This window comes from Pseudomonas sp. KBW05, from assembly GCF_003852405.1.
Lineage (GTDB): Bacteria > Pseudomonadota > Gammaproteobacteria > Pseudomonadales > Pseudomonadaceae > Aquipseudomonas.
In genome coordinates this window covers 36,549-58,213 of record NZ_QAJM01000027.1, presented here as the reverse complement: position 1 = coordinate 58,213, position 21,665 = coordinate 36,549, and the positions used below count along the sequence as shown (strand labels likewise).

The 21,665-nt window shown below is 60.4% G+C and carries 21 protein-coding genes; 7 read left to right on the top strand and 14 right to left on the bottom strand.

The genetic code is table 11. From position 1 onward, the window contains the following. Positions 1-61: 61 nt before the first annotated feature. The 3 genes from DBR46_RS24045 to DBR46_RS24035 form a co-directional block, all read right to left on the bottom strand. Positions 62-646, bottom strand: coding sequence for an NTP transferase domain-containing protein (locus tag DBR46_RS24045; protein WP_124528220.1), 585 nt, complete (start codon positions 644-646; stop codon positions 62-64). Then, complete coding sequence (locus DBR46_RS24040) at positions 643-1,596, bottom strand: XdhC family protein (RefSeq protein ID WP_124528219.1); 954 nt, start codon at positions 1,594-1,596, stop codon at positions 643-645. Before DBR46_RS24040 ends, DBR46_RS24045 begins: the two co-directional genes overlap by 4 nt. Before the next feature lie 135 nt (positions 1,597-1,731). Continuing rightward, complete coding sequence (locus DBR46_RS24035; RefSeq protein WP_124528218.1) at positions 1,732-3,063, bottom strand: dicarboxylate/amino acid:cation symporter; 1,332 nt, start codon at positions 3,061-3,063, stop codon at positions 1,732-1,734. Between the two features lie 339 nt (positions 3,064-3,402). On the opposite strand from DBR46_RS24035, the gene DBR46_RS24030 reads away from it, so the two are divergent. After that, positions 3,403-4,401, top strand: a complete 999-nt coding sequence (locus tag DBR46_RS24030) for an AraC family transcriptional regulator (RefSeq protein WP_124528217.1) — start codon at positions 3,403-3,405, stop codon at positions 4,399-4,401. 120 nt (positions 4,402-4,521) lie between these two features. On the opposite strand, the gene DBR46_RS24025 is transcribed toward DBR46_RS24030, so the two are convergent. From DBR46_RS24025 to DBR46_RS24015, 3 genes are read right to left on the bottom strand one after another with little or no spacing between them, the layout of a single operon-like run. Next, positions 4,522-5,868: an ATP-binding protein gene (locus tag DBR46_RS24025; protein ID WP_124528216.1), complete on the bottom strand. Its 1,347-nt coding sequence runs from the start codon at positions 5,866-5,868 to the stop codon at positions 4,522-4,524. Beyond that, on the bottom strand, positions 5,865-6,542 hold the full coding sequence (locus DBR46_RS24020; protein ID WP_017738184.1) for a response regulator transcription factor: 678 nt from the start codon (positions 6,540-6,542) through the stop codon (positions 5,865-5,867). The genes DBR46_RS24025 and DBR46_RS24020 overlap by 4 nt, the downstream gene beginning before the upstream one ends. An 18-nt stretch (positions 6,543-6,560) precedes the next feature. Further along, on the bottom strand, positions 6,561-6,869 hold the full coding sequence (locus tag DBR46_RS24015; RefSeq protein WP_124528215.1) for a hypothetical protein: 309 nt from the start codon (positions 6,867-6,869) through the stop codon (positions 6,561-6,563). Between the two features lie 111 nt (positions 6,870-6,980). On the opposite strand from DBR46_RS24015, the gene DBR46_RS24010 reads away from it, so the two are divergent. Next, on the top strand, positions 6,981-7,697 hold the full coding sequence (locus DBR46_RS24010; RefSeq protein ID WP_124528214.1) for a 4'-phosphopantetheinyl transferase: 717 nt from the start codon (positions 6,981-6,983) through the stop codon (positions 7,695-7,697). A gap of 98 nt (positions 7,698-7,795) precedes the next feature. Here the strand turns inward: DBR46_RS24010 and DBR46_RS24005 are convergent, their stop codons facing one another. Both DBR46_RS24005 and DBR46_RS24000 read right to left on the bottom strand, forming a co-directional pair. Further along, a complete protein-coding gene (locus tag DBR46_RS24005) occupies positions 7,796-9,406 on the bottom strand; it encodes an ATP-binding protein (RefSeq protein ID WP_124528213.1) in 1,611 nt (536 codons plus the stop codon). Continuing rightward, on the bottom strand, positions 9,403-10,128 hold the full coding sequence (locus DBR46_RS24000; RefSeq protein WP_124528212.1) for a response regulator: 726 nt from the start codon (positions 10,126-10,128) through the stop codon (positions 9,403-9,405). Before DBR46_RS24000 ends, DBR46_RS24005 begins: the two co-directional genes overlap by 4 nt. A gap of 566 nt (positions 10,129-10,694) precedes the next feature. Between DBR46_RS24000 and DBR46_RS23995 the strand changes: the two genes are divergently transcribed. Next, a complete protein-coding gene (locus DBR46_RS23995; protein ID WP_124528211.1) occupies positions 10,695-13,589 on the top strand; it encodes a ribonucleoside-diphosphate reductase subunit alpha in 2,895 nt (964 codons plus the stop codon). 282 nt (positions 13,590-13,871) lie between these two features. Here the strand turns inward: DBR46_RS23995 and flgE are convergent, their stop codons facing one another. The 6 genes from flgE to DBR46_RS23960 all read right to left on the bottom strand — a co-directional run bounded on the left by flgE (position 13,872) and on the right by DBR46_RS23960 (position 18,922). Continuing rightward, positions 13,872-15,188 (bottom strand): flagellar hook protein FlgE, encoded by a 1,317-nt coding sequence (gene flgE / locus DBR46_RS23990; protein WP_124528210.1) that lies wholly within the window; start codon positions 15,186-15,188, stop codon positions 13,872-13,874. Between the two features lie 31 nt (positions 15,189-15,219). Then, complete coding sequence (flgD, locus tag DBR46_RS23985) at positions 15,220-15,939, bottom strand: flagellar hook assembly protein FlgD (RefSeq protein WP_124528209.1); 720 nt, start codon at positions 15,937-15,939, stop codon at positions 15,220-15,222. Positions 15,940-15,955: 16 nt separating this feature from the next. Continuing rightward, a complete protein-coding gene (flgC, locus tag DBR46_RS23980) occupies positions 15,956-16,399 on the bottom strand; it encodes a flagellar basal body rod protein FlgC (RefSeq protein ID WP_124528208.1) in 444 nt (147 codons plus the stop codon). Positions 16,400-16,402: 3 nt separating this feature from the next. After that, positions 16,403-16,810: a flagellar basal body rod protein FlgB gene (gene flgB / locus DBR46_RS23975; protein ID WP_017529461.1), complete on the bottom strand. Its 408-nt coding sequence runs from the start codon at positions 16,808-16,810 to the stop codon at positions 16,403-16,405. 309 nt (positions 16,811-17,119) lie between these two features. Then, positions 17,120-17,947, bottom strand: a complete 828-nt coding sequence (cheR, locus tag DBR46_RS23965) for a protein-glutamate O-methyltransferase CheR (RefSeq protein WP_016979774.1) — start codon at positions 17,945-17,947, stop codon at positions 17,120-17,122. Positions 17,948-17,989: 42 nt separating this feature from the next. After that, complete coding sequence (locus DBR46_RS23960) at positions 17,990-18,922, bottom strand: chemotaxis protein CheV (RefSeq protein ID WP_122540748.1); 933 nt, start codon at positions 18,920-18,922, stop codon at positions 17,990-17,992. Positions 18,923-19,016: 94 nt separating this feature from the next. Between DBR46_RS23960 and flgA the strand changes: the two genes are divergently transcribed. From flgA to DBR46_RS23940, 4 genes are all read left to right on the top strand, one after another. Continuing rightward, entirely contained in the window at positions 19,017-19,781 is a 765-nt protein-coding gene (flgA, locus tag DBR46_RS23955; RefSeq protein ID WP_124528206.1) for a flagellar basal body P-ring formation chaperone FlgA, read from the top strand. A 142-nt stretch (positions 19,782-19,923) separates the two neighbouring features. After that, entirely contained in the window at positions 19,924-20,247 is a 324-nt protein-coding gene (flgM, locus tag DBR46_RS23950; protein ID WP_017738197.1) for a flagellar biosynthesis anti-sigma factor FlgM, read from the top strand. A gap of 48 nt (positions 20,248-20,295) precedes the next feature. Next, positions 20,296-20,766, top strand: coding sequence for a flagella synthesis protein FlgN (locus DBR46_RS23945; RefSeq protein ID WP_124528205.1), 471 nt, complete (start codon positions 20,296-20,298; stop codon positions 20,764-20,766). Between the two features lie 96 nt (positions 20,767-20,862). Beyond that, the gene (locus DBR46_RS23940; protein ID WP_124528204.1) at positions 20,863-21,612 is read left to right on the top strand and encodes a flagellar brake protein; all 750 of its coding nucleotides are present in this window, start codon (positions 20,863-20,865) and stop codon (positions 21,610-21,612) included. Positions 21,613-21,665 lie beyond the last annotated feature (53 nt).

Below are 21,665 nucleotides of genomic sequence, written 5' to 3'. Positions count from 1 at the left end.
ACACCAGAGCTCCAATGTGGGAGCTGGCTTGCCTGCTCCCACATAAGCCGTGTTCCCACATTCAGATTGGTTTGAAGCTCAAGGACTGCGGCACGTCCACATCCCACAGCACGCCAGGATCATCCACCACAACCTCATGCACCGCCGCCCGCGCAAACAGTGACTTGGCCCCACGATCACCGCTCAGCGCCTTCAACCCCGACGCAAGCGCCCGGCCAAACGCCACGGGATGCCCATACTGCCCCGCCTGCACCGGCACGCTGATGCCATCGGCCTTCACGCCATCACTCACCCGCTCAATACTCGACGACCGAATGAACGGCATATCCCCAAGCACCACCAGCCAACCATCAGCCGAGCCACTGGCCGCAACCGCCGCCGCCAGGCTGTCACCCATGCCTGCCGATTCCAGCAGTAGCACCTCGCAACCATAGGCCCTGGCCAGCCGAATGACTTCATGCCGCTCCGGCAAGGTCACCACCCAGCGCTGCACAATACGCTCCGGCAGGCTCAACAACACCTGCTCGATCACCGGCCGCGTCACGCCGTCCAGGCCCACACAATCCGCGAGCAACTTATCCTGACCTGCCTCAGCCCGGAACCGTCTGCCCTGCCCCGCCGCCAGCACAATCGCCGTGACCGTCACGCCACCACACCATTCTTGATCGCCACAATTTGCGCCAGCAACGACAGGGCAATCTCCGCCGGCGTATGACTGCCGATATACACGCCGATCGGCCCGTGCAAGCGCGCAATCGCCTGCGCCGACAACCCCAGCGCTGCCAAGTCTTCACGGCGCTTCTGGCTGTTGACCCGCGATCCGAGGGCGCCTATATAGAACGCGTCGGAATTGAGCGCCGTGAGCAACGCCATATCATCCAGGCGCGGATCATGGGTCAGGCAGACGATGGCCGTGCGCTCGTCGGTCTGGATAGTCAGCACCGCTTCGTCAGGCATGCCCGGCACAAAGCGGCCGTGCTGTTCTTCCCATCCGTGGACGAACTCGGTACGCGGGTCACAGATCAACACCTCGAAATCCAGCAGCCGTGCCATCTGCGCCACGTAGCGCGACAGTTGGCCGGCGCCGATCAGCAGCAGGCGCCAGCGCGGGCCGTAGATGGCGCGCAGGCGTTCGCCGTCGAATGTCAGCGCATCGGCCTTGCTCGCGGCGCTCAGCGTGACCTCGCCAGTGGCAAGGTTCAGCTCACGGGCGACCATCTGATGATCCTCACAGCGCGCCAGCAGCTCTGCCACCCACGCCCACGCCTCCACCCGCTCCTCGGTCAGGCGCAGGGTGCCGCCACACGGCAGGCCAAAGCGCGCGGCCTCATCGCGGGTGACACCGTAGGTCACCAGTTGCACGGGAGGCCCATCGTCGGCCAGTCGGCCGTCGTACAACCGGGCGATCAAGTCATCCTCGATGCAACCACCGGACACCGAGCCGATCACCACCCCGTCGCCGCGCAAGGCCAGCATCGCCCCCGGCGGACGCGGCGCGCTGCCCCAAGTCTGCACCACGCTGTACAACACCACGCGCTGTCCGGCACGGCGCCATTCGAGCACGCTGCGCAGGACATTCAGATCCACGCTGTCCATCAAACCTCCAGCAAGCGTTACCACGCAAAACAGATGCCCCACTGTAAAACAAAAAAACCGCCAGAAACGCAAACGCCCCGAACAGGTCGGGGCGTTTGTGCGTAGCGGTGGGCGTCAGTTCACGCCATCAGCGCCTTACTTGACGGCAGGTGCAGGGCCTTCGGCCACGCCCAGGTCGTCCAGTTCGCGGGTTTCCGAGATACCGGTACCGCCAGACGCCAGCTCGCTTTGCAGCTTGTCGGTGTCCAGTTCCTTGACCCACTTGGCCACAACGATGGTGGCAACGGCGTTACCCACCAGGTTGGTCAGTGCGCGGGCTTCGGACATGAAGCGGTCGATACCCAGGATCAGCGCCAGGCCGGCAACCGGCAGGTGGCCTACGGCCGACAGGGTGGCAGCCAGTACGATGAAGCCCGAACCGGTCACGCCAGCAGCGCCTTTGGAGGACAGCAGCAGCACCAGCAGCAAGGTGATCTGGTGGGTGATGTCCATGTGGGTGTCAGTCGCCTGGGCGATGAACACGGCCGCCATGGTCAGGTAGATCGAGGTACCGTCGAGGTTGAAGGAGTAGCCCGTTGGAATCACCAGGCCTACTACGGATTTCTTCGCGCCCAGACGCTCCATCTTGATCAGCATGCGTGGCAGTGCGGATTCGGAGGAGGAAGTACCCAGTACGATCAACAGCTCTTCACGGATGTAGCGGATCAGTTTGATCACGCTGAAACCGTGAGCGCGGCAGATACCGCCCAGCACCACCAGCACGAACAGGATGCAGGTGATGTAGAAGCAGATCATCAGCTGGCCCAACTGCACCAGCGAACCGACGCCATAGGCACCGATGGTGAACGCCATGGCGCCCAGGGCACCGATTGGCGCGAGCTTCATGATCATGTTGATGATATTGAACATCACGTGGGCGAAGCGATCGATGAAGTCCAGTACCGGCTTGCCGTAGGCACCCAGGCGGTGCAGGGCGAAACCGAAGATCACCGAGAACATCAGCACTTGCAGGATGTCGCCGTTGGCGAAGGCGCCGACGATGGTGTTCGGGATAACGTTGAGGATAAAGCCAACGATGCTCTGGTCTTTACCGGCGGTCACGTAGGCCGCGACTTTGGACGCATCCAGGGTCGCTACGTCGATGTGCATGCCGGCGCCCGGTTGCACGACGTTTACCACGATCAGGCCGATCAGCAGCGCGACGGTGGAAACGATTTCGAAGTACAGCAGCGCATAGCCGCCGGTCTTGCCCACCGATTTCATGCTTTGCATGCCAGCGATACCGCTGACAACGGTGCAGAAGATGATCGGGGCGATGACCATTTTGATCAGTTTGATAAACCCGTCACCCAGCGGCTTGAGGGCCACGCCGGTGTCTGGGTAGAAGTGACCGAGCAAAATGCCGATTACGATGGCAACGATCACCTGGAAATACAGGGATTTGTAGATTGGCTGACGAGTCGTCATTGCAAAGTTCCTCAATCGTCCCGTGTGGCAAAGATCCGCCATTGCCCACGACACTTCAATTGCGAACCCTCCTGCACTGGAGGGATTTGTTGTTTGCGAAGCCTGTAGGTCCAGGCCTGCGCTGTAATCCTTATCGCAAACGTCGTGCCACTTTCCTGAAAACGCCTGAAGGCCTTTAGACATCAGGGCTGCGGGTTTTCAGACGCCTTCCAGAGCGCCGAATCAGGTGGCGGATTTCCGCCCACTCATCCAATCCCGTCCTACAATTTGGCGGATATCCGCCTTGTCGCCTTATCCGCCGATGGCTAAGATCCGCCACTCCATGGACGAGGCCTTCGCATGCGTGAACGTACCATCGCCAGTCACTACGCCCGGGCCGCGCTCGGCGGTGCACGCCGGGCGGGTTACGACTATTCGGGGCTGTTGCAGCAGGTGGGGATCACCCCGGAACTGCTGAGCGAACCCCGCGCGCGCATTGCCCCGGAGCAATTCACCCGACTGCTGCAAATGCTCTGGCTGGGGCTGGATGACGAATACCTGGGCTTCGCCGAGGGCCCGAGCAAACGCGGCACCTTCGCCATGATGTGCCACGCGCTGATCCACTGCCGCACCCTGGAGAAGGCGCTGGAACGCGGCTTATTGTTTTATAGCCTATTCCCACAGGGCCCGCGCTGGCAGCTGACGCGCGAAGGCGACATGGCCCGCTTGAGCCTGGACGACTCACAACTATGGGACCCGGATCACTTCCTCAGTGAATGCCTGCTGGTGATCTGGCATCGCCTAGGCAGTTGGCTGATCGGCCAGCGCATCCGCCTGCACCAGGCCACGTTCAGCTACCCGATGCCGGCCCATGCCAGCGAATACGACTTGTTGTTTCCCTGCACCCTGGTATTCGGCGCACCGAACAGCAGCCTGGTGTTTCCCGCACGGTACTTGAGCCTGCCGCTGTTGCAGGACGAACGCACGCTCAAGCACTTCCTGGAGCGCTCACCGGCCGACCTGCTGTCGCGGCCGGACGAAGGCGACAGCTTGAGCAGCCAGTTACGCCGCCTGCTGAGCCGCGACCGGACGCCCTGGCCGGATCTGGAAGCGGTCGCCCAACACCTGCATATCAGCCCGCAGACGCTGCGCCGACATTTGCGCGAAGAAGGCACCAGCTTTCAGGCACTCAAGGATGAGCTGCGGCGGGACATCGCCATCTATCATTTGGGACGGGCGAATTTGTCGTTGCAGGAGATTGCCGAGCAGTTGGGGTTTTCTGAGCCGTCGGCGTTTCATCGGGCGTTCAAGAAGTGGACGGGGGTGACGCCGGGGGCGTATCGGGCGCAGGAGAGTTAGAGGTGTGTTGGTTAGGCTGGCCTCATCGCGGGCAAGCCCGCTCCCACATTTTTGATTTGTGAATGCATTCAAGTGTGGGAGCTGGCTTGCCTGCGATGAGGCCAGCAAAAGCAATAAAGATCAAACCGCCGGAAAATGAATCTTGAAAGCGGCCCCACCCAACGGCGAATCCCCCAAGGTCAGCCGCGCGCCGTAACTTTCTATGATGTCCTTGACCACCGCCAACCCGATCCCCTGCCCCGGGTGCTGACGGTCCAGCCGTTCACCCCGTTGCAGAATCCGTGCACGCTGGTCCGGCGGTACGCCCGGCCCATCATCTTCGATGCATAGCTCGCTGCCTTCGAGGCTTTCCACCAGGTGGATGCGCACTTCGCTCAAACACAGGCGATAGGCGTTTTCCAGCAGGTTGCCAAGCATCTCCAGCAAAGCGCCCTTCTCAATGGGTACGTAGCACTCGTCCGGCAAGTCAAAGGCTACGGTGACACCCTTGTCGCGATAGACCTTGTCCAACGTGTCGCACAGGCTTTGCAACACCGGCTCCAGACGCACCTGGTGGCGTACCAGGCCGCTTTTGCGCAGGCTGGCGCGCTGCAATTGATAGCTGATCTGTTGGCTCATGCGCTCGATCTGCGATTGCAGCACCCAGGCCTGATCGCGGTCTTCGGGGCGCTGGGCCATGTCTTCGCTGACGCCCTGCAACACAGCGAGCGGGGTTTTCAGGCTGTGGGCCAGGTCATCCAGGGAATCGCGATAGCGTGCCCGTTGCTCGCGTTCGCTGGCGAGCAAACGGTTGAGGGAGCCGGTGAGGCGCAGCAATTCACGCGGGTGTTCTTCGGAAAGACTCTCGCGGGTGCCGCCTTCGATCTGGTCCAGCTCCTGGCTCAAGCGCCGCAAGGCTTGCAGGCCCCAGGTCAGGCCCAGCCACAGCAACGTCAGCAGCACCAGCAAGGCCGCGCCGAAACCCAGGTAGAGGTTTTCCCGCAGGCCTTCGAGGGTCAGCTGATATTCACGCACCGGCTGCAGGGCGACGATACTGAACGCCGCGCTCTTGCCGCCGAGCAGCTTGACCTCCACGTCATAGACGAAGAATTCCTGGCCATTGGCCTCGCGAATCCGCGCAAACTCATTACCACGCCCGTCGTAGCGCGGCTTGTAGTTGATGTTTTCTTCCTTGGTCGCCCGCGAGCGCCACACTAGATGGCCTTCGCGGTCGTAGATATAGCCGAGCAGGCGGCTGTCAGTCAGGTTGAAGCGTTCGTCGGGCAATTGCGCCGGCATCAGCAGGCGGTTGTTTTCCACGCGTGCGGCGGAGATCAGCGTGGTGACGTCCGACGCCAGACGTTGCTCGATGGAATCCTGCAACGCCAGGCTGAACGCGCCCTGCATCGGCGGCAGCAAGCCGAGCATAAACAGCACGGCCAGGGTGGCGGCCGCCAGCATCAGGCGCACGCGTAGCGAGCGAATCAAACGCAGCGCTCATTGAACAGGTAGCCCAGGCCACGCACGGTGTCGATCGGCTTGAACCCCGCCGGGCCTTCCAATTTGCGGCGCAGGCGGCCAACCAACACTTCGATGACGTTTGGATCGCGCTCGTCGTCATCCGGGTAGAGCTGTTCCATCAGGCGGTCCTTGGCGACCACCTGCTGGTGATGGCGCATGAGGTATTCGAGGATGCGGTATTCATAGGCCGTCAGCGCCAAGGGTTGCTCGTCAAGGGACGCCTGCTTGCGATTGAGGTCGAGCATCAACGGCCCGGCCACGATAGTGGACTGGGTGAACCCGCTGGAGCGGCGCAGCAAGGCGTTCATGCGCGCCTCCAGCTCTTCGAACTGGAACGGCTTGACCACGTAGTCGTCGGCGCCGGCGGCGAGGCCTTCGACCTTGTCCTGCCAGTTGCCGCGCGCGGTGAGGATCAGGATCGGAAAAGTCTTGGCCTGGGTGCGCAACTGGCGGATCAGGTCCAGGCCGCCCATGCCGGGCAGGCCCAGGTCGATGATCGCCAGGTCATGGTTGAATTGGCCGGTCTGGTACAACGCCTCTTCGGCGTTGGCCACGGCTTCAACCACGTGGCCGCTGTCGGTCAGGCGGGTCAACAGGTGATGACGCAGCAGCGCCTCATCTTCCACCACCAGCAATTTCATAAGGCTCTCCAAAGCAAATCAACTGTCCGACAGAGGGATATCATAGCGGCCCTGCAGGTCTTGCGGGCGCAGTTTAGTGCCATTGTAGTGGCCCGTCAGGTGTTCGTAGCCGGTGCGGTACGCCGGTTGTGGCGCAGTAAAGCCCAAGGCTTGGCCCCACGGCGTGGGCTGGCTGCCCGCGTCTTCGAAGCTGACCCGCTGGATCAGCGTGCTGGATTTCTTGGTCTTCTCGCTGCCAAATGCCGGAAAGAATCCGTCGACGGCCTGGGCCCCAGAGGTGGCACTGAGCATGGTTAACGCCAACATCAGCTTTTTCATCGCAGTCATGGTGCTTACCTCTACGCGTTTGGCTGTTGAAGCCAGACTACGCAGGCGCCCCTGAACTCCCCCTGAACAGCGGGCTATCCTCTGGCCTATCAACTCGGCAGAATACCGCCCATGACTCACCTACCCGCCTGCTGCACCCCACTCGACGCCCATTGGCCGCTGCCCGCCCCCTTGCCCGGCACGGTGCTGCTCAGCACCCGGTTCGACCCGGCTTTATTGGCCGAAGGCGACTTCCAGCGCAGCGCCGTGCTGCCACCGCCAAGCATCCAGCGCTCAGTAGCCAAGCGCCAGGCCGAATTCCTTGCCGGTCGCCTGTGCGCGCGTGCGGCGTTGCAACAACTGGATCAGCTCGATTGCATCCCCGCCATCGGGGATGACCGGGCACCGGTGTGGCCTGGGCATATCAGCGGCTCCATCACCCACAGCACCGGGCATGCCGCGGCGATTGTCGGGCACAAGGCGCAGTGGCGCGGGCTGGGCATGGACCTGGAGAATGTGATGCCGCTGGACCGGGCGGAGCGCCTGGCGGGGGAAATCCTCACTGCCGACGAGCTCAAGCGCATGGCCGAGGTGCCGCGCGAGCAGATCGCGTTGCTGGTGACGCTGACGTTTTCGGTCAAGGAGAGCTTGTTCAAGGCGCTCTACCCGATTGTGCAGAAGCGCTTTTATTTTGAGCATGCCGAGGTGGTGGAGTGGAATGAGTCAGGGGCTGTGCGGTTGCGGTTGCTGACGGATCTGTCCAGTGAGTGGTGTTATGGCAAGGAGTTGGTGGGGCAGTTTGTGGTGGCGGATGGGCAGTTGTTGAGTCTGGTGGCTATCGGGGCCTGATATACCGCATTCGCGAGCAAGCCCGCTCCCACAGTTGACCGAGTACATCCTTTGGAATGAGGTCGAATGTGGGAGCGGGCTTGCTCGCGAAAGCTATCTCAGGGTTTCTCCTGATCCCTGGGCCAACTCAAGCTGAAACAGGCGCCACCCAAATTGTTGCTCTTGCCAATCAACGCCCGCCCGCCATGCCAATAGATGATCCGCCGCACAATCGACAACCCCAGCCCATGTCCACCGGAAGCACGGGTGCGGCTGTCATCCAACCTCAAGAACGGCGTAAAGATCCGCTCCCACGCGCTTTCCGGCACACCCGGGCCGTCGTCCTCCACATCGATGCGGCAACGCACCTGCCCCACCTGGTAACTGATCATGACCTGACCCTGGGCATGCCGCATGGCGTTGCTCACCAGGTTTTGCAGGGCACGGTGCAGGTAGCGCGGCTCGGCTTCGACCCAGGCGTCATCCCAATGCGCCGACGACAGGCAAATACCCCGGGTAACCGCGACCTGCGGGCGCAGTGGCGATAATTCGCCGATCACCTGGTCGAGCAACGCACTGAGGTCAACGCGCTGGAAATTCAGCTCCGGCGCGCCCTGCTCCAGGCGGGCATAGGTGAGCATTTCGTCCACCAGGCCATCGAGGTCCTGGATGTCGCTGTCCATACCCTCCAGGTATTTGTGCCGCGCTTCTGGCGTGGTGGCATCGCCGACCATCTCCAGGCCGAAACGCAGGCGCGCCACCGGCGTGCGCAATTCGTGGGACACGGCACGCACTAACTCGCGCTGGATCGCCAGCAATTGCTGCAAGTGCTCGGCCATGCCATTAAAGGCCGCAGCCAGGCGTCCCACCGAGTCGGCACCACGGGCAGGCACGCGCACTTCCAGGTTGCCTTTGGCGATCCGTGTGGCAGCGGCTTCCAGGCCTTTGAGGCGCCGCTCCAGCTGGCGCACCAATAGATAGACGATCAAGCCAATCAGGGTCAGGCCGATCAACGCGATCAGGATCAGCCATTGCGGCGGGTAAGGGTTCATTTGATACAACGGGCCGATTTCCAACACCCACGGCGTGCCGACCATGCCGGCAAACACGCGGATAGAATCGCCACCTTTGCCCAAGGCCATCACCGTGTCGCCTTCCGCGACGCGACGACGCTGGTCGTCGTCCATATCGGCTTGGTCGAGGGCCAACAAGTGCATCTCGAAGCCAAAGCCCTTGGCTTCCTTTATGTCGGCCAAACGTTGCGGCTGTTCGGCCACGGGGTAGCGCACCAGTTCATCGGCCAGCAGGTAAATCGTTGCGCGGGCCAATTGCTCGCTGATCTGCTGCACTTCGCCGGTCAACACCAGCGACTCCTGCTCGCTGACCAAACGCAGCACCCGCGCCGCGTGGGGGCCGGTCTGCTGCACCAGCACCTGGCCGCGTTGCAGGCGATTGCGCTGGCTCAGGTCCAACTGCGCATCGCTGAGGCTGCGCAGTTCCAGGGGAATGCCGAGCAAACGCTCCCAGACCGCCAGGGCGCGCTGGCGCTCGATGGGGCTCATCGGCTTGAGGTTGTCGCCCATCAACGCAAAGGTGCCGTGGGCCAGGCGCTCGCGGTACTGGCCGCTGCGCACTTCGTTGAGCAGGTGCAGGGCCAGCACGCCCAGCAGCGCCACGAGGATCAGGGCCGCGCACATACCACCATAGATGCGCAGGAAGATCGAGTTCACAGCGGCATGTCGGCGGCGGCTTCGGGGACAAACAGATAGCCTTTGCTGCGGATGGTCTTGATCAGACGCGGATGAATCGGGTCGTCGCCTATTTTTGGGCGGATACGTGAGATACGCACGTCAATGGAGCGGTCCTGGCCGTCGTAGCCAATGCCGCGCAGGGCGATGAAGATCTCTTCGCGGGACAGGATGCGCCCGGCATTTGCCACCAGTAGCCATAAAAGGTCGAATTCGGCGCTGGTCAGCTCGATGCCGCCGTCATGCAACCAGGCTTCGCGCAAGGCGTTGTCCACCACCAGCGGGCCGAATTGCAGGCGGCGCAGGTTTTCGACAATGGCCGGCTCGGTCGGCTCGCTGCGCCGCAGCAGGGCCTGGATGCGCGCCAATAAGAGGCGCGGGCGCACGGGTTTGCACACGTAGTCGTCGGCACCCATGTCCAGGCCGAGCACCTGGTCCATGTCGTCGGTGCGTGCGGTGAGCATCAGGATCACGCCGTCGTAGCGCTCGCGCACCTTGCGGCAGATGCTCAGGCCGTCTTCGCCGGGCAGCATGAGGTCGAGGATCACCAGGTCCGGCTGTTCGGCGATGATCCGCGCCGCGGCCAGGGCGCCGTTACCTTCCACCGAGACGCGCAGGCCGTTGCTTTCCAGGTAATCACGGGTCAACTCGGCCAATCGTTCGTCGTCCTCGACGATCAGTATTTGCCAGGCTTCTTGCTCCACGGGTGGTCCTCGTTGTTATTAGAAAGTGGTCGGGATAGCACAGCTTATTTGTAATCTTTTGAGGGCATAACAGAGGCCGATTGTAGCCATGCTGACGGCCTGTAGCACAAGGCGGGAAATCCATTCGGCGATCGGGATATTTTGTGATAGGGTTCGCGCCCTTCGAAAATGGCCCAGCTGTTTTGAGCCGGAAATATTTCATGACAAACGGCGTAACGCAGCAGTAATGCGGCCTACACGCAGGTTGGACCTTTCATACACATTTTACCCACAGCGTTATCCACAGGTTACTGCGTTGCCAACCCTTCCGAAACGCATTATCTTGTACCTCAGCGACACGACAGACCCTATATGTGGGGTTTTCGACCAAATCGCTCAACCACACAAGTGGCTCGGAATTCAAGCGTTTTATTGCTAGCGCAGCATGGAACCAATCGATTTTCAGTAGACCAAACCGCTCACGCGGATGGCAGCTGTTTCCCATTCCCCGATATGGAAAACGGTACGGGTGTTGCAGGAAGAGCCTGGCACTCGCAATCAAATATAGAACGTGGAGACAACCCCCCATGCAAACCGACACAACTCGCGAGAACCCGCAAGGCTCCGTGACGCAGGCCGCTGATTCGAACCTGGATCTGTCCGCCACCGCACCCGGCCAACTGCGCGTGATCAAGCGTAACGGCACTGTCGTTCCTTACACCGATGACAAAATCACCGTCGCCATCACCAAAGCGTTTCTTGCAGTTGAAGGCGGCACCGCTGCCGCTTCGTCGCGCATCCACGACACCGTTGCCCGCCTGACCGAACAAGTCACCGCGACCTTCAAGCGTCGCATGCCATCGGGCGGCACCATCCACATCGAAGAAATCCAGGACCAGGTCGAACTGGCCCTCATGCGTGCCGGCGAGCAGAAAGTGGCCCGCGACTACGTGATCTACCGTGACGCCCGCTCCAAAGAGCGCGCCGTGCGCACCCCGGCTGAAGAAGCTGCCGTGCAAGCTCACCCGTCGATCCGCATCACCCTGGCCGACGGTACCTTTGCACCGCTGGACCTGGGCCGCCTGAACACCATCATCACCGAGGCCTGCGAAGGCCTGGAAGAAGTCGATGGTGACCTGATCCAGCGCGAAACCCTGAAGAACCTGTACGACGGCGTGGCCCTGACCGACGTCAACACCGCCCTGGTGATGACCGCCCGTACCCTGGTTGAGCGTGAGCCGAACTACTCGTTCGTGACCGCGCGCCTGCTGATGGACACCCTGCGTGCCGAAGGCCTGGGCTTCCTCGGCGTCGCCGACAGCGCCACCCACCACGAAATGGCCGACCTGTACGCCAAGGCCTTGCCTGCGTACATCGCCAAGGGTATCGAATTCGAATTGCTGAACCCGATCCTGGCCACCTTCGACCTGGAAAAACTCGGCAAGGCGATCAACCACGAGCGCGACCAGCAGTTCACGTACCTGGGCCTGCAAACCCTGTACGACCGTTACTTCATCCACAAGGACGGTATCCGCTTCGAACTTCCGCAAGTGTTCTTCATGCGCGTGGCCATGGGCCTGGCGATTGAAGAGAAGCACAAAGAAGACCGCGCCATCGAGTTCTACAACCTGTTGTCGTCCTTCGACTACATGTCGTCGACCCCGACGCTGTTCAACGCCGGCACCCTGCGTCCACAGCTGTCCAGCTGCTACCTGACCACCGTGCCGGATGACCTGTCGGGCATCTACCACGCGATCCACGACAACGCCATGTTGTCCAAATTCGCTGGCGGCCTGGGCAACGACTGGACCCCGGTGCGTGCACTGGGTTCGTACATCAAGGGCACCAACGGCAAGTCCCAGGGCGTCGTACCGTTCCTGAAAGTCGTGAACGACACCGCCGTAGCGGTCAACCAGGGCGGCAAGCGCAAAGGCGCAGTGTGTGCCTACCTGGAAACCTGGCACATGGACATTGAAGAGTTCATCGAGCTGCGCAAGAACACCGGTGATGATCGTCGTCGTACCCACGACATGAACACCGCCAACTGGATCCCTGACCTGTTCATGAAGCGCGTCTTCGACGACGGCCAGTGGACCCTGTTCTCGCCTTCCGAAGTGCCGGACCTGCACGACCTGACCGGCAAGGCCTTCGAAGAGCGCTACGAGTACTACGAAGCCCTGTCCCAGTACCCGGGCAAGATCAAGCTGTTCAAGACCATCCAGGCCAAAGACCTGTGGCGCAAAATGCTGTCCATGCTGTTTGAAACCGGCCACCCATGGCTGACCTTCAAAGACCCGTGCAACCTGCGCAGCCCGCAGCAGCACGTGGGCGTGGTCCACAGCTCGAACCTGTGCACCGAGATCACCTTGAACACCAACAAGGACGAGATCGCCGTTTGCAACCTGGGCTCGATCAACCTGCCGAACCACATCGTCAACGGCAAGCTGGACACCGCCAAGCTGGAACGCACTGTCAACACCGCAGTACGCATGCTCGATAACGTAATCGACATCAACTACTACTCGGTGCCACAGGCGCAGAACTCCAACTTCAAGCACCGTCCAGTCGGCCTGGGCATCATGGGCTTCCAGGACGCTTTGTACCTGCAGCACATTCCTTACGGTTCGGATGCTGCGGTCGAGTTCGCCGACAAGTCCATGGAAGCGGTCAGCTACTACGCGATCCAGGCTTCCTGCGACCTGGCCGACGAGCGCGGCGCCTACGAGACGTTCCAGGGTTCGCTGTGGTCCAAGGGCATCCTGCCGCTGGATTCACAACAGATCCTGATCGAAGCCCGTGGCCAGAAGTACATCGACGTTGACCTGAACGAAACCCTGGACTGGGCGCCGGTACGTGCCCGTGTGCAGAAAGGCATTCGTAACTCCAACATCATGGCCATCGCGCCGACCGCGACCATCGCCAACATCACCGGCGTCTCGCAGTCGATCGAACCGACCTACCAGAACCTGTATGTGAAATCGAACCTGTCGGGCGAATTCACCGTGATCAACCCGTACCTGGTTCGCGACCTCAAGGCCCGCGGCCTGTGGGACTCGGTCATGATCAACGACCTGAAGTACTACGACGGTTCCGTGCAGCAGATCGAGCGCATCCCGCAAGAACTCAAAGAGCTCTACGCGACTGCCTTCGAAGTGGACACCAAGTGGATCGTTGACGCCGCCAGCCGTCGTCAGAAGTGGATCGACCAGGCCCAGTCCCTGAACCTGTACATCGCCGGTGCATCGGGCAAGAAGCTGGACGTAACCTACCGCATGGCTTGGTACCGTGGCCTGAAAACCACTTACTACCTCCGTGCCCTGGCTGCGACCAGCACCGAGAAATCGACCATCAACACCGGCAAGCTGAACGCTGTATCCAGCGGCAACCACGGTGATGATTCGGTTCTCGCTGCCCCTGCCGGCCCGGCACCAGTGCCAAAAGCCTGCGCGATTGACGAGCCGGATTGCGAAGCTTGCCAATAAGCTGAGCCAGTGAGCGCTGAGAGGCGCTCACTCGAAACCCCCGACAAGCCCCCTGGGTTTGCCGGGGGTTTTCTTTTATGGGCATGACACAGACCTCTTTTATGCAATGCAATCACCTGTGGGAGCTGGCTTGCCTGCGATAGCTATCTGTCAGTTGATACCTCTTTGGCTGATACACCGCCATCGCGGGCAAGCCCGCTCCCACAGTTGGTCCTCATTGCCCTGGAGATCACCCACAAAAAAGCCCCTCGTATGAGGGGCTTTTTGTTGAGCGCTACCGCATCAGGTCATCTGGATGATGGTCTGCATGATGGTGCTCTGGGTGGAGATGGTCTTGGCGTTCGCCTGGTAGTTGCTCTGGGCCTTGATCAGGTCCACCAGTTCGTTGGTCAGGTTGACGTTGGAATTCTCCAGGGAGCCGGCCACGATCGAACCCAGGGTGCCAGCTTGTGGGGAGTCGTAGCCCGGCTGACCCGACGCGAACGTCTCTCTCCAGGTGGTGCCGCCGGCAGGTTGCAGGCCCTGTTCGTTGTTGAAGCTGGCCAGGGAGATCTGGCCGATAGCCTTGCTCTGCTGGTTGCTGAAGGTGGCGAACAGCACGCCGTTACCGTCGATTTTCAGGCCGGTGATCTGGCCAGTGGCGTAGCCATCGGTGACCGGCGGGTTACGGTAGGTGGCCGAGTTGTATTGGGTGACATTGGACATGTTGATCGCAATGCCGTCTTTGTTCGCCGTCGCGTCATTGGCCTTCCATACGCCGTCGGTCACCGTACCTGGCACCCAATCCTTGATGGTCAAGGTCGTGCCAGCCACACCGCCGGTCACGATGCTCTTGAGATTACCGGCACCGTCGAAGGTCAACGTCGAAGGCACAGGCGCTTTCATGTTCGGATCAGTGCCGGTCGGCGGCGAACCGTCAGGGTTGCGGCCATCGATCAAGGTGTACGACTGCCATTCGTTGGCGTCGGTTTTCACCACGTACTGCACCATCGGGTGGGCGTTGCCTTGGGAGTCGTACAGCGTGGTGCTGTAGGACGTGGTGAAGGTATCGGTCTTCAGTGGATCAAACGGCTTCTTGCTCTGATCGATGACCGGCTCCGAGGAGTTCAGGTTGCTGCTGGAATCCACTTTGGTGGACGCCTTCGGCGGCAGGTTTGCCAGGTTCAGCTGCAGATCGACCAGGCCACCCTTGGTGATCTTGCCATTCTCGTCGGCCGCATAACCTTGCAGGCGCGAGGTGCCGGTGTTGTTGGTGATGTAGCCGTCTTTGTCGGCACGGAAGGCGCCGCTACGGGTGTATTCCAGCGAACCGTCACTGGCCTTCTGCACGAAGAAACCACCACCCTGGATAGCCATGTCCAGGATGCCACCGCTGGCGTTCACTTCACCCTGGGTGAACTGCTGGGACACTGCCGCCAGGTTCACACCGTTACCGATGGTGTTCTGGCCGGTGCCGAGCTTGGACGCGGCATAGATATCGGCGAACTCCGCACGGGACGACTTGAAGCCAGTGGTCGCGACGTTGGCGATGTTGTTGCCGGTCACGTCCAGTTGTTTGTTGGCCGCATAGAGGCCGCTAAGGCCGATGTTAAAAGACATGTTTCTCTCCCTCTGCCGTATTTAGCCGGCTCTATGTACCGATAGTCTGAATTTGCGACAGCTTGACGCTGCCCATGCCGCCTGCAAGGTTGAGCAGCATTTCGCCGCCGGTCTTGCTCAAGGTCACGCTGGTAACCGTGGCTGGCAGCGAAGTCGCCAGGACGACCGCGTCGCCCTTGTCATTCTTGGTGGTGGCGGTAAAGGTGTAAGTGCCAGCCGCGGCGACCTCACCTTTGTCGTTCTTGCCATCCCAGATAAAGTCGGCCGAACCGGCGCTCTGTGCGCCCATTTCGACGGTGCGCACCACATTGCCGTCTTTGTCGGTGATCTTCACCGAGACGTTGCCCACCGCCGACGTGACGGCGACCGAACCGGTCATGCTCTTGCTGGTATCCACCAGGGCCTTGTCGGTCTGGGTGATGATCGAACGCCCCACCAGCGACGACGCTTGCAACGCTTGCGACGAGCTGAAGTTGCTGGAGATCGCATTCACCGAGTCGTTCAGGGTGTTGATGCCTTCCAGGCTGCTGAATTGCGCCAGCTGGGCGACGAACGCGCCGTTGTCCTGGGGCGACAGCGGGTTTTGGTTCTTCAGCTGGGTGACCAGCAGTTGCAGGAACGCATCCTTGCCCAGGGACTGGTTGCCCGTGGCAGCAGTGGCAGTGCTCGCAACGTTGTTCGTGGCGGTCTTGACCTTGGTGTTGAAAAGGTCCTGGACTGCCGTGTTGGTCGTGGTATCAACAATGGCCATTATTTGGCGCCCCTTATCACTGACCCAGGGTCAGGACCTTCTGCATCATGGCTTTGGCGGTGTTCATCATTTCCGCATTGGTCTGGAACGAGCGACTGGCAGAAATCATGTCAGCCATTTCCTCGACCACGTTGACGTTGGGGTAGTAGACGTAACCCTTTTCGTTCGCGGCGGGGTGGTTAGGCTCGTAGCGGGCTTCCAGGTTGCTCTGGTCTTCAACCACACCCAGCACCTGCACGCCGGAACCGGCATTGCCCTGGTCCTGGAACAGCGAATCGCTGCCACCGCTCTGGCCGCCCTGGAACATGGTGGCGAACACCGGGTGACGGGCGCGGTAGGTCTGGTCAATGCTCGACGACACGGTCTCGGCGTTGGCGATGTTACTGGCGACGGTGTTCAGACGCGTGGTCTGGGCGCTCATGCCACTACCGGCAATATTGAAAACACTGGACAGGGACATGGCTTACTCTCCACGCAGGGCTGACATCAGCCCTTTGAATTTGCTGTTGAGCAGGGTAAAGCTGGCCTGGAAGTTCACCGAGTTCTCGGCGTAGGCCGATTGCTCCAGCTGGGCGTCGACGGTGTTCTGGTCGATCGACGGCTGCATCGGCGTGCGATACAGCAGCGACTCGTCCCCACTGCTCAGGCCTTGCGCTTCGATATGACGGTTGTTGGTCATGTTCAAGGCGAAGGTGCCGTTCTTGGTCTTGTCCTGCTGTGCAGCGAGCACGGCGGAGAAGTCCAGGTCCCGAGCCTTGTAGTTCGGGGTATCGGCGTTGGCAATGTTGTTGGCCAGGACTTCGGCACGCTGGGCGCGGAAGCCCAGGGCTTGTTCGTGGATACCGAGCGCTTTATCGAAGCTGATGCTCATGGCGGAAACCTTTAGGCTGACCTGCTGTTCGTTAGCAGGGTTATAGCAAGGTGTGTGCCAGTTTTTCGAAGGCCCGTATTTCAGGGGTTTGCGGGGAGATTGCCGGGCGGCAATGCCAGAAAAGCGGCAACGGGTTTCCGCGTGGTGCCAGTAAAGCGGCAATCCGGGTTGCCGCTATTGAAAGGCTTGCCGCAAAACAAATGTGGGAGCGGGCTTGCTCGCGAATGCAGTCTGTCAGTTGATACATGCATCGACTGACACTGCGCTTTCGCGAGCAAGCCCGCTCCCACATTTTTTACCGCGTACGACTTACTTGGCCTGATAGATGATGCCCGGGCTGCACTGCACCATCTGGTAATGATCCGGCAAACCGTTCAGCGCTTCGGAAGCACCGAGGAACAGATAGCCCCCACGCTTGAGCGTGCCATGGATGCGCAACAGGATGTCTTTCTTCACCTCGGCCGAGAAGTAGATCAGCACGTTGCGGCAGAACACCATGTCGAACTTGCCCAGGCTGGCGTAGCTGTCGAGCAGGTTGAACGAACGAAACTCCACGCGGCTCTTGATCGGCGCCTTGACCGCCCAACGCCCTGCCCCTTTCGGGTCAAAGTAACGCTGCAGGCGCTCTTGGGACAAACCCCGGCCCAAGGCCAGGCTGTCGTACTCGCCGGTCTTGCAGTTGGTGAGCATGGTGCCGGACAGGTCGGTGGCAACAATTTGCGCACCCGCCTTCAGTTGGCCCATGTTGGTCCGCTCGAACTCGTCGATGGACATCGAGATCGAATACGGTTCCTGCCCCGAAGAGCAGGCCGCCGACCAGATGCGCAAGCGCTGGCCCGGGCTGGCCTTGATGGCTTCCGGCAGCACTTTGCTCTTGAGCACTTCAAATGGGTAGGTGTCACGAAACCACAGGGTTTCGTTGGTGGTCATGGCATCGACCACCATTTCCTTGAGCCCGCTGCGCGGCTGCCCCTGAATACGCTGAACCAGCTCACCCAACGACTTGATGCCCTGCTGTTCCATCAGCTTGTTGAGACGGCTGGATACAAGGTACTGCTTGTTTTCACCGAGCAATATGCCACAGGCTTTTTCCAGGAAGACCCGGAACTGTTCGAAATCCAAATTACCCGTAGACAATGATACCGCCTCTTAAATCGTGTGACCGCCAGGGGAAATCCCCTAGCCGTGATCTGCTGCCTTGATCCGGTCGACAACCCGGTTTGCCAGGTCATCCGGACGGAATTTGGCCAGGAAGTCATCGGCACCGACCTTCTTGACCATCGCCTGGTTGAATACGCCCGACAACGAAGTATGCAGGATGATATGCAATTTTTGCATGCGTGGATCGTTGCGTATCTCGGCCGTGAGGGTGTATCCGTCCATTTCCGGCATCTCGATGTCGGAAATCATCATCAAGAATTCTTCTTCCGGCTTTTTGCCTTCATCCACCAGTTTGCGCAGGTAGTCCAACGCCTGGCGCCCATCATTGAGTGCCACCACCTCTACGCCGACGGTTTGCAGGCAACGGGTCACCTGCTTGCGCGCCACCGAGGAGTCGTCCACCGTCAGCACCCGCAGCGAGATCGCCTTGTGCGCTGTCTCGGCGTCGACCACACCGACGGAAATCGCTTCCGAGGTGGGCGCCACTTCGGCGAGGATCTTCTCCACGTCGATGATTTCCACCAACTGGTTGTCCACCCGCGTCACCGCCGTGAGGTAGTGATCGCGGCCGGTGCCCTTGGGTGGCGGATGGATCTCTTCCCAGTTCATGTTGACGATGCGCTCCACCGAGCGCACCAGGAAGCCCTGGGTCTTGGTGTTGTACTCGGTGATGATCACGAAAGGGTTTTCACGGTCCTGCAAACCTGCCGAGCCCGTGGCCAGGGACAGGTCAAGGATCGGAATGGTCGCGCCACGGATGTTGGCCACGCCACACACCACCGGGCTGGACTTGGGCATGATCGTCAGCTTGGGGCACTGCAGCACTTCCCGCACCTTGAACACGTTGATGCCGTACAGCTGTTTGCCATCCAGGCGAAAAAGCAACAACTCCAGGCGATTCTGCCCTACCAGCTGTGTGCGCTGGTTTACTGAATCCATTACTCCTGCCATGCCTTGACTCCCACGCTAAAACCTTTGGCCATACCTATAAGGGCAGTGACGCGCACCCAACACTAAACGGCACGAGCTTTGCTATTTATTGGTCATGGATATTAAAACGACAGTTTCCCGACACCTTGACCTGACACGGTATTGCCGCTTGTTTTGCGTACCGCTGGCGCTGCTTGCCTTGGGCTTGGGCACCACGGCCCGCGCGGACAACGTCACCTTGCCTGATCTACTTATCGGCGTCACCCAAGGGTTTCTTGAGTTCACTGTAGAAGATTATCTGGCGACCACCCAGACGCCCGGACGTTATGAAATCCAGGTCAACCAACTCGACCCGCGCCTGCGCATGCCAATGTGCGACAAGGAATTGACAGCCACCCTGGAAAGCCCCGCCCAGCCGATTGGCCGCGTGACCGTGAAAGTACGCTGCGAGGGCGCTGCGCCGTGGACGGTGTTCGTGCCGGCGCAGGTCAAGCTGTTCCGCGACGTGGTGGTGGTGGCTCGGCCGCTGAAGCGCACCGGCATCATCGGTTACGACGATGTTGTGCTGCGTGAGCGTGATATCAGCCTGATCAGCCAGGGCTATCTCACCTCGGTCGATCAGGCAGTCGGGCAAAAACTGACCCGACCAGTGGTCACCGACCAGGTCATTACCCTGGTACACCTGGAACAGGCCGAGGTCATTCGCAAGGGTGACCAGGTGGTTATTTCCGCCAGCAGCGGTGCCTTGCAGGTAAAAATGCCGGGGGAAGCGCTGTCCAATGGCGGCATGAGTGAACAGATCAGGGTCAAGAACCTCAATTCCAACCGCGTGATCAAGGCACGGGTGACGGCACCCGGCCAGGTCGAGGTGGCTTTATAGAGAACTGGTATCAGGCGCCAGCTTTTCCTACACTGTGTACCAGACATGTGCGCATGCAGGTTTATTGTCAATCGAGCCTAAAGTTTGTCCGGGTATGGCCGAAAACATGGCAAGCGTCCAAATACCCAGAGGTTTTTTTATCATGGTCATCGATTTCAGCCGTTTAAATAATTCCCAGGCATTGCCCGGCTCTACGCGCACCACCGGTGCCAAGGACAGCGTAGAAGCCAAGTCCCAGCCACTGCCCGCCAAGGCAGAACAGGCCGGCGCGAGCCAAAGCGGGGAATCCGTACACCTGAGCAATGAGGCTCAACAGTTGCAGAAGGTCACTGACTCGCTGCGCGATCAACCGGTAGTCAACAGTGCCCGTGTGGCCGAGTTGAAACAGGCAATCGCCGATGGCAGCTATAAAGTCGACAGCAACCGTGTAGCCAGCAAGCTGCTCAACTTCGAAGCCGAGCGCTAGGCAAAGGCCTGCGCCGGGCTTTTGGACGCTTAAAACCCAAGGCCAGCCATGCACCACGACGAAACCCTGCTTCAACTGATCATTGATGATCTGGCGCCGACGCAACAATTGCTCGAGCTGCTCAAAGAAGAATCCCTGGCCCTCTACGGCCGGGATATGCGCCTGCTGGAAGAAATCCTCGCGCGCAAACAGTCGCTCATCGTGCTCCTTGAACAGCATGGCAAGAAGCGCAGCCAGATCCTGGCCAGCCTCGGCCTGCCAACCGATCACGACGGCCTCGCCCAACTGGCCAGCCATTCCTCCGTCGGCGACGAGTTACTGGCGCAGAGCCAGGTACTCAATGAGCTGCTCAGCCAGTGCCAGGAAGCCAACCTGCTCAACGGTCAGTCGATCCAGCTGCAGCAAGCCACGACCGCCAACCAGTTGCGTATACTCCATGGCGGCGAGCCACCGGCCCTGTATAACGCCCAAGGCTCCACCTCACGCCTGGTCAAACCAGGCACCCGCAGCCAAGCCTGACGCCGGTTTACAGCGCGCCCTATCCAAGGCGCGCTACATGCTGGCAAAATGCCGGTTCTTGCGTGTAGTCGTATTTTGTCTGGAGATGGAAGAACCGTGTTCAACGCCCTTAATGCGGAAGATACACCGCAGCCACCCAAGGTACTCACTACACCTCTGGAAATTGTCGGCACCCTGCGGATGCTGCAAGAAAGCCACGACCCGCTGATCATTACCTTCCACGAACGCAGCCAGCGCTTCCAAAGCTACCTGGTGGACGTCGACCGGGACAGCAAGACCCTGGCACTGGATGAAATGATCCCGCGCGATGGCGAGCGCTTCCTGGAAAGCGGCGAACCGTTTCGTATCGAAGGTTTCCACGAAGGCGTGCGCGTCGCGTGGGAAAGCAACGGCACCTACAGCGTCAGCGAAAAAGACGGCCACCGTATCTACACCGGCAGCATGCCGGACGAGGTGGTCTACCATCAGCGCCGCAATGCCTTCCGCGCCGCGCTGAAGCTGGCGCAACTGGTGAACATCGAGCTGGGCGGCGAGAAACTCAAGGCGCCGGTCAGCGGCAAGCTGCTGGACATCTCCGCCACCGGCTGCAAATTGCGCTTTGAAGGCGACATCTCCGAGCGCCTGCAACTGGGCCAGGTCTACGATCGCTTTATCGCCGCTCTGCCCTTCGGCAGCATGACCACCTCCGTCGAACTGCGTTACCTGCACTTCGAAGAAAAGATCAACACCACCTTTGCCGGCGTGCGCTTCCACAACATGAGTGGATTGGTGCAACGCCAGGTCGAGCGCTTTGTGTACCAGCTGCAACGCGAAGCGCGGCGCTTTGACAAAGACGATGACTTTTAAGCCTTAAAGCACGCCACAAAAAAACGGGCAAATCCTGATGGGATCTGCCCGTT

Coding starts and splice junctions, on each gene's coding strand:
- DBR46_RS23995 (WP_124528211.1), top strand. CDS start 10,695: ATGCAAACCGACACAACTCGCGAGAACCCGCAAGGCTCCGTGACGCAG.
- DBR46_RS23960 (WP_122540748.1), bottom strand. CDS start 18,922: ATGGCAGGAGTAATGGATTCAGTAAACCAGCGCACACAGCTGGTAGGG.
- flgC (WP_124528208.1), bottom strand. CDS start 16,399: ATGTCCCTGTCCAGTGTTTTCAATATTGCCGGTAGTGGCATGAGCGCC.
- DBR46_RS24020 (WP_017738184.1), bottom strand. CDS start 6,542: ATGAAATTGCTGGTGGTGGAAGATGAGGCGCTGCTGCGTCATCACCTG.
- DBR46_RS24035 (WP_124528218.1), bottom strand. CDS start 3,063: ATGACGACTCGTCAGCCAATCTACAAATCCCTGTATTTCCAGGTGATC.
- flgE (WP_124528210.1), bottom strand. CDS start 15,188: ATGTCTTTTAACATCGGCCTTAGCGGCCTCTATGCGGCCAACAAACAA.
- DBR46_RS24010 (WP_124528214.1), top strand. CDS start 6,981: ATGACTCACCTACCCGCCTGCTGCACCCCACTCGACGCCCATTGGCCG.
- flgM (WP_017738197.1), top strand. CDS start 19,924: ATGGTCATCGATTTCAGCCGTTTAAATAATTCCCAGGCATTGCCCGGC.
- flgD (WP_124528209.1), bottom strand. CDS start 15,939: ATGGCCATTGTTGATACCACGACCAACACGGCAGTCCAGGACCTTTTC.
- DBR46_RS24030 (WP_124528217.1), top strand. CDS start 3,403: ATGCGTGAACGTACCATCGCCAGTCACTACGCCCGGGCCGCGCTCGGC.
- flgA (WP_124528206.1), top strand. CDS start 19,017: ATGGATATTAAAACGACAGTTTCCCGACACCTTGACCTGACACGGTAT.
- DBR46_RS24015 (WP_124528215.1), bottom strand. CDS start 6,869: ATGACTGCGATGAAAAAGCTGATGTTGGCGTTAACCATGCTCAGTGCC.
- flgB (WP_017529461.1), bottom strand. CDS start 16,810: ATGAGCATCAGCTTCGATAAAGCGCTCGGTATCCACGAACAAGCCCTG.
- DBR46_RS23945 (WP_124528205.1), top strand. CDS start 20,296: ATGCACCACGACGAAACCCTGCTTCAACTGATCATTGATGATCTGGCG.
- DBR46_RS24040 (WP_124528219.1), bottom strand. CDS start 1,596: ATGGACAGCGTGGATCTGAATGTCCTGCGCAGCGTGCTCGAATGGCGC.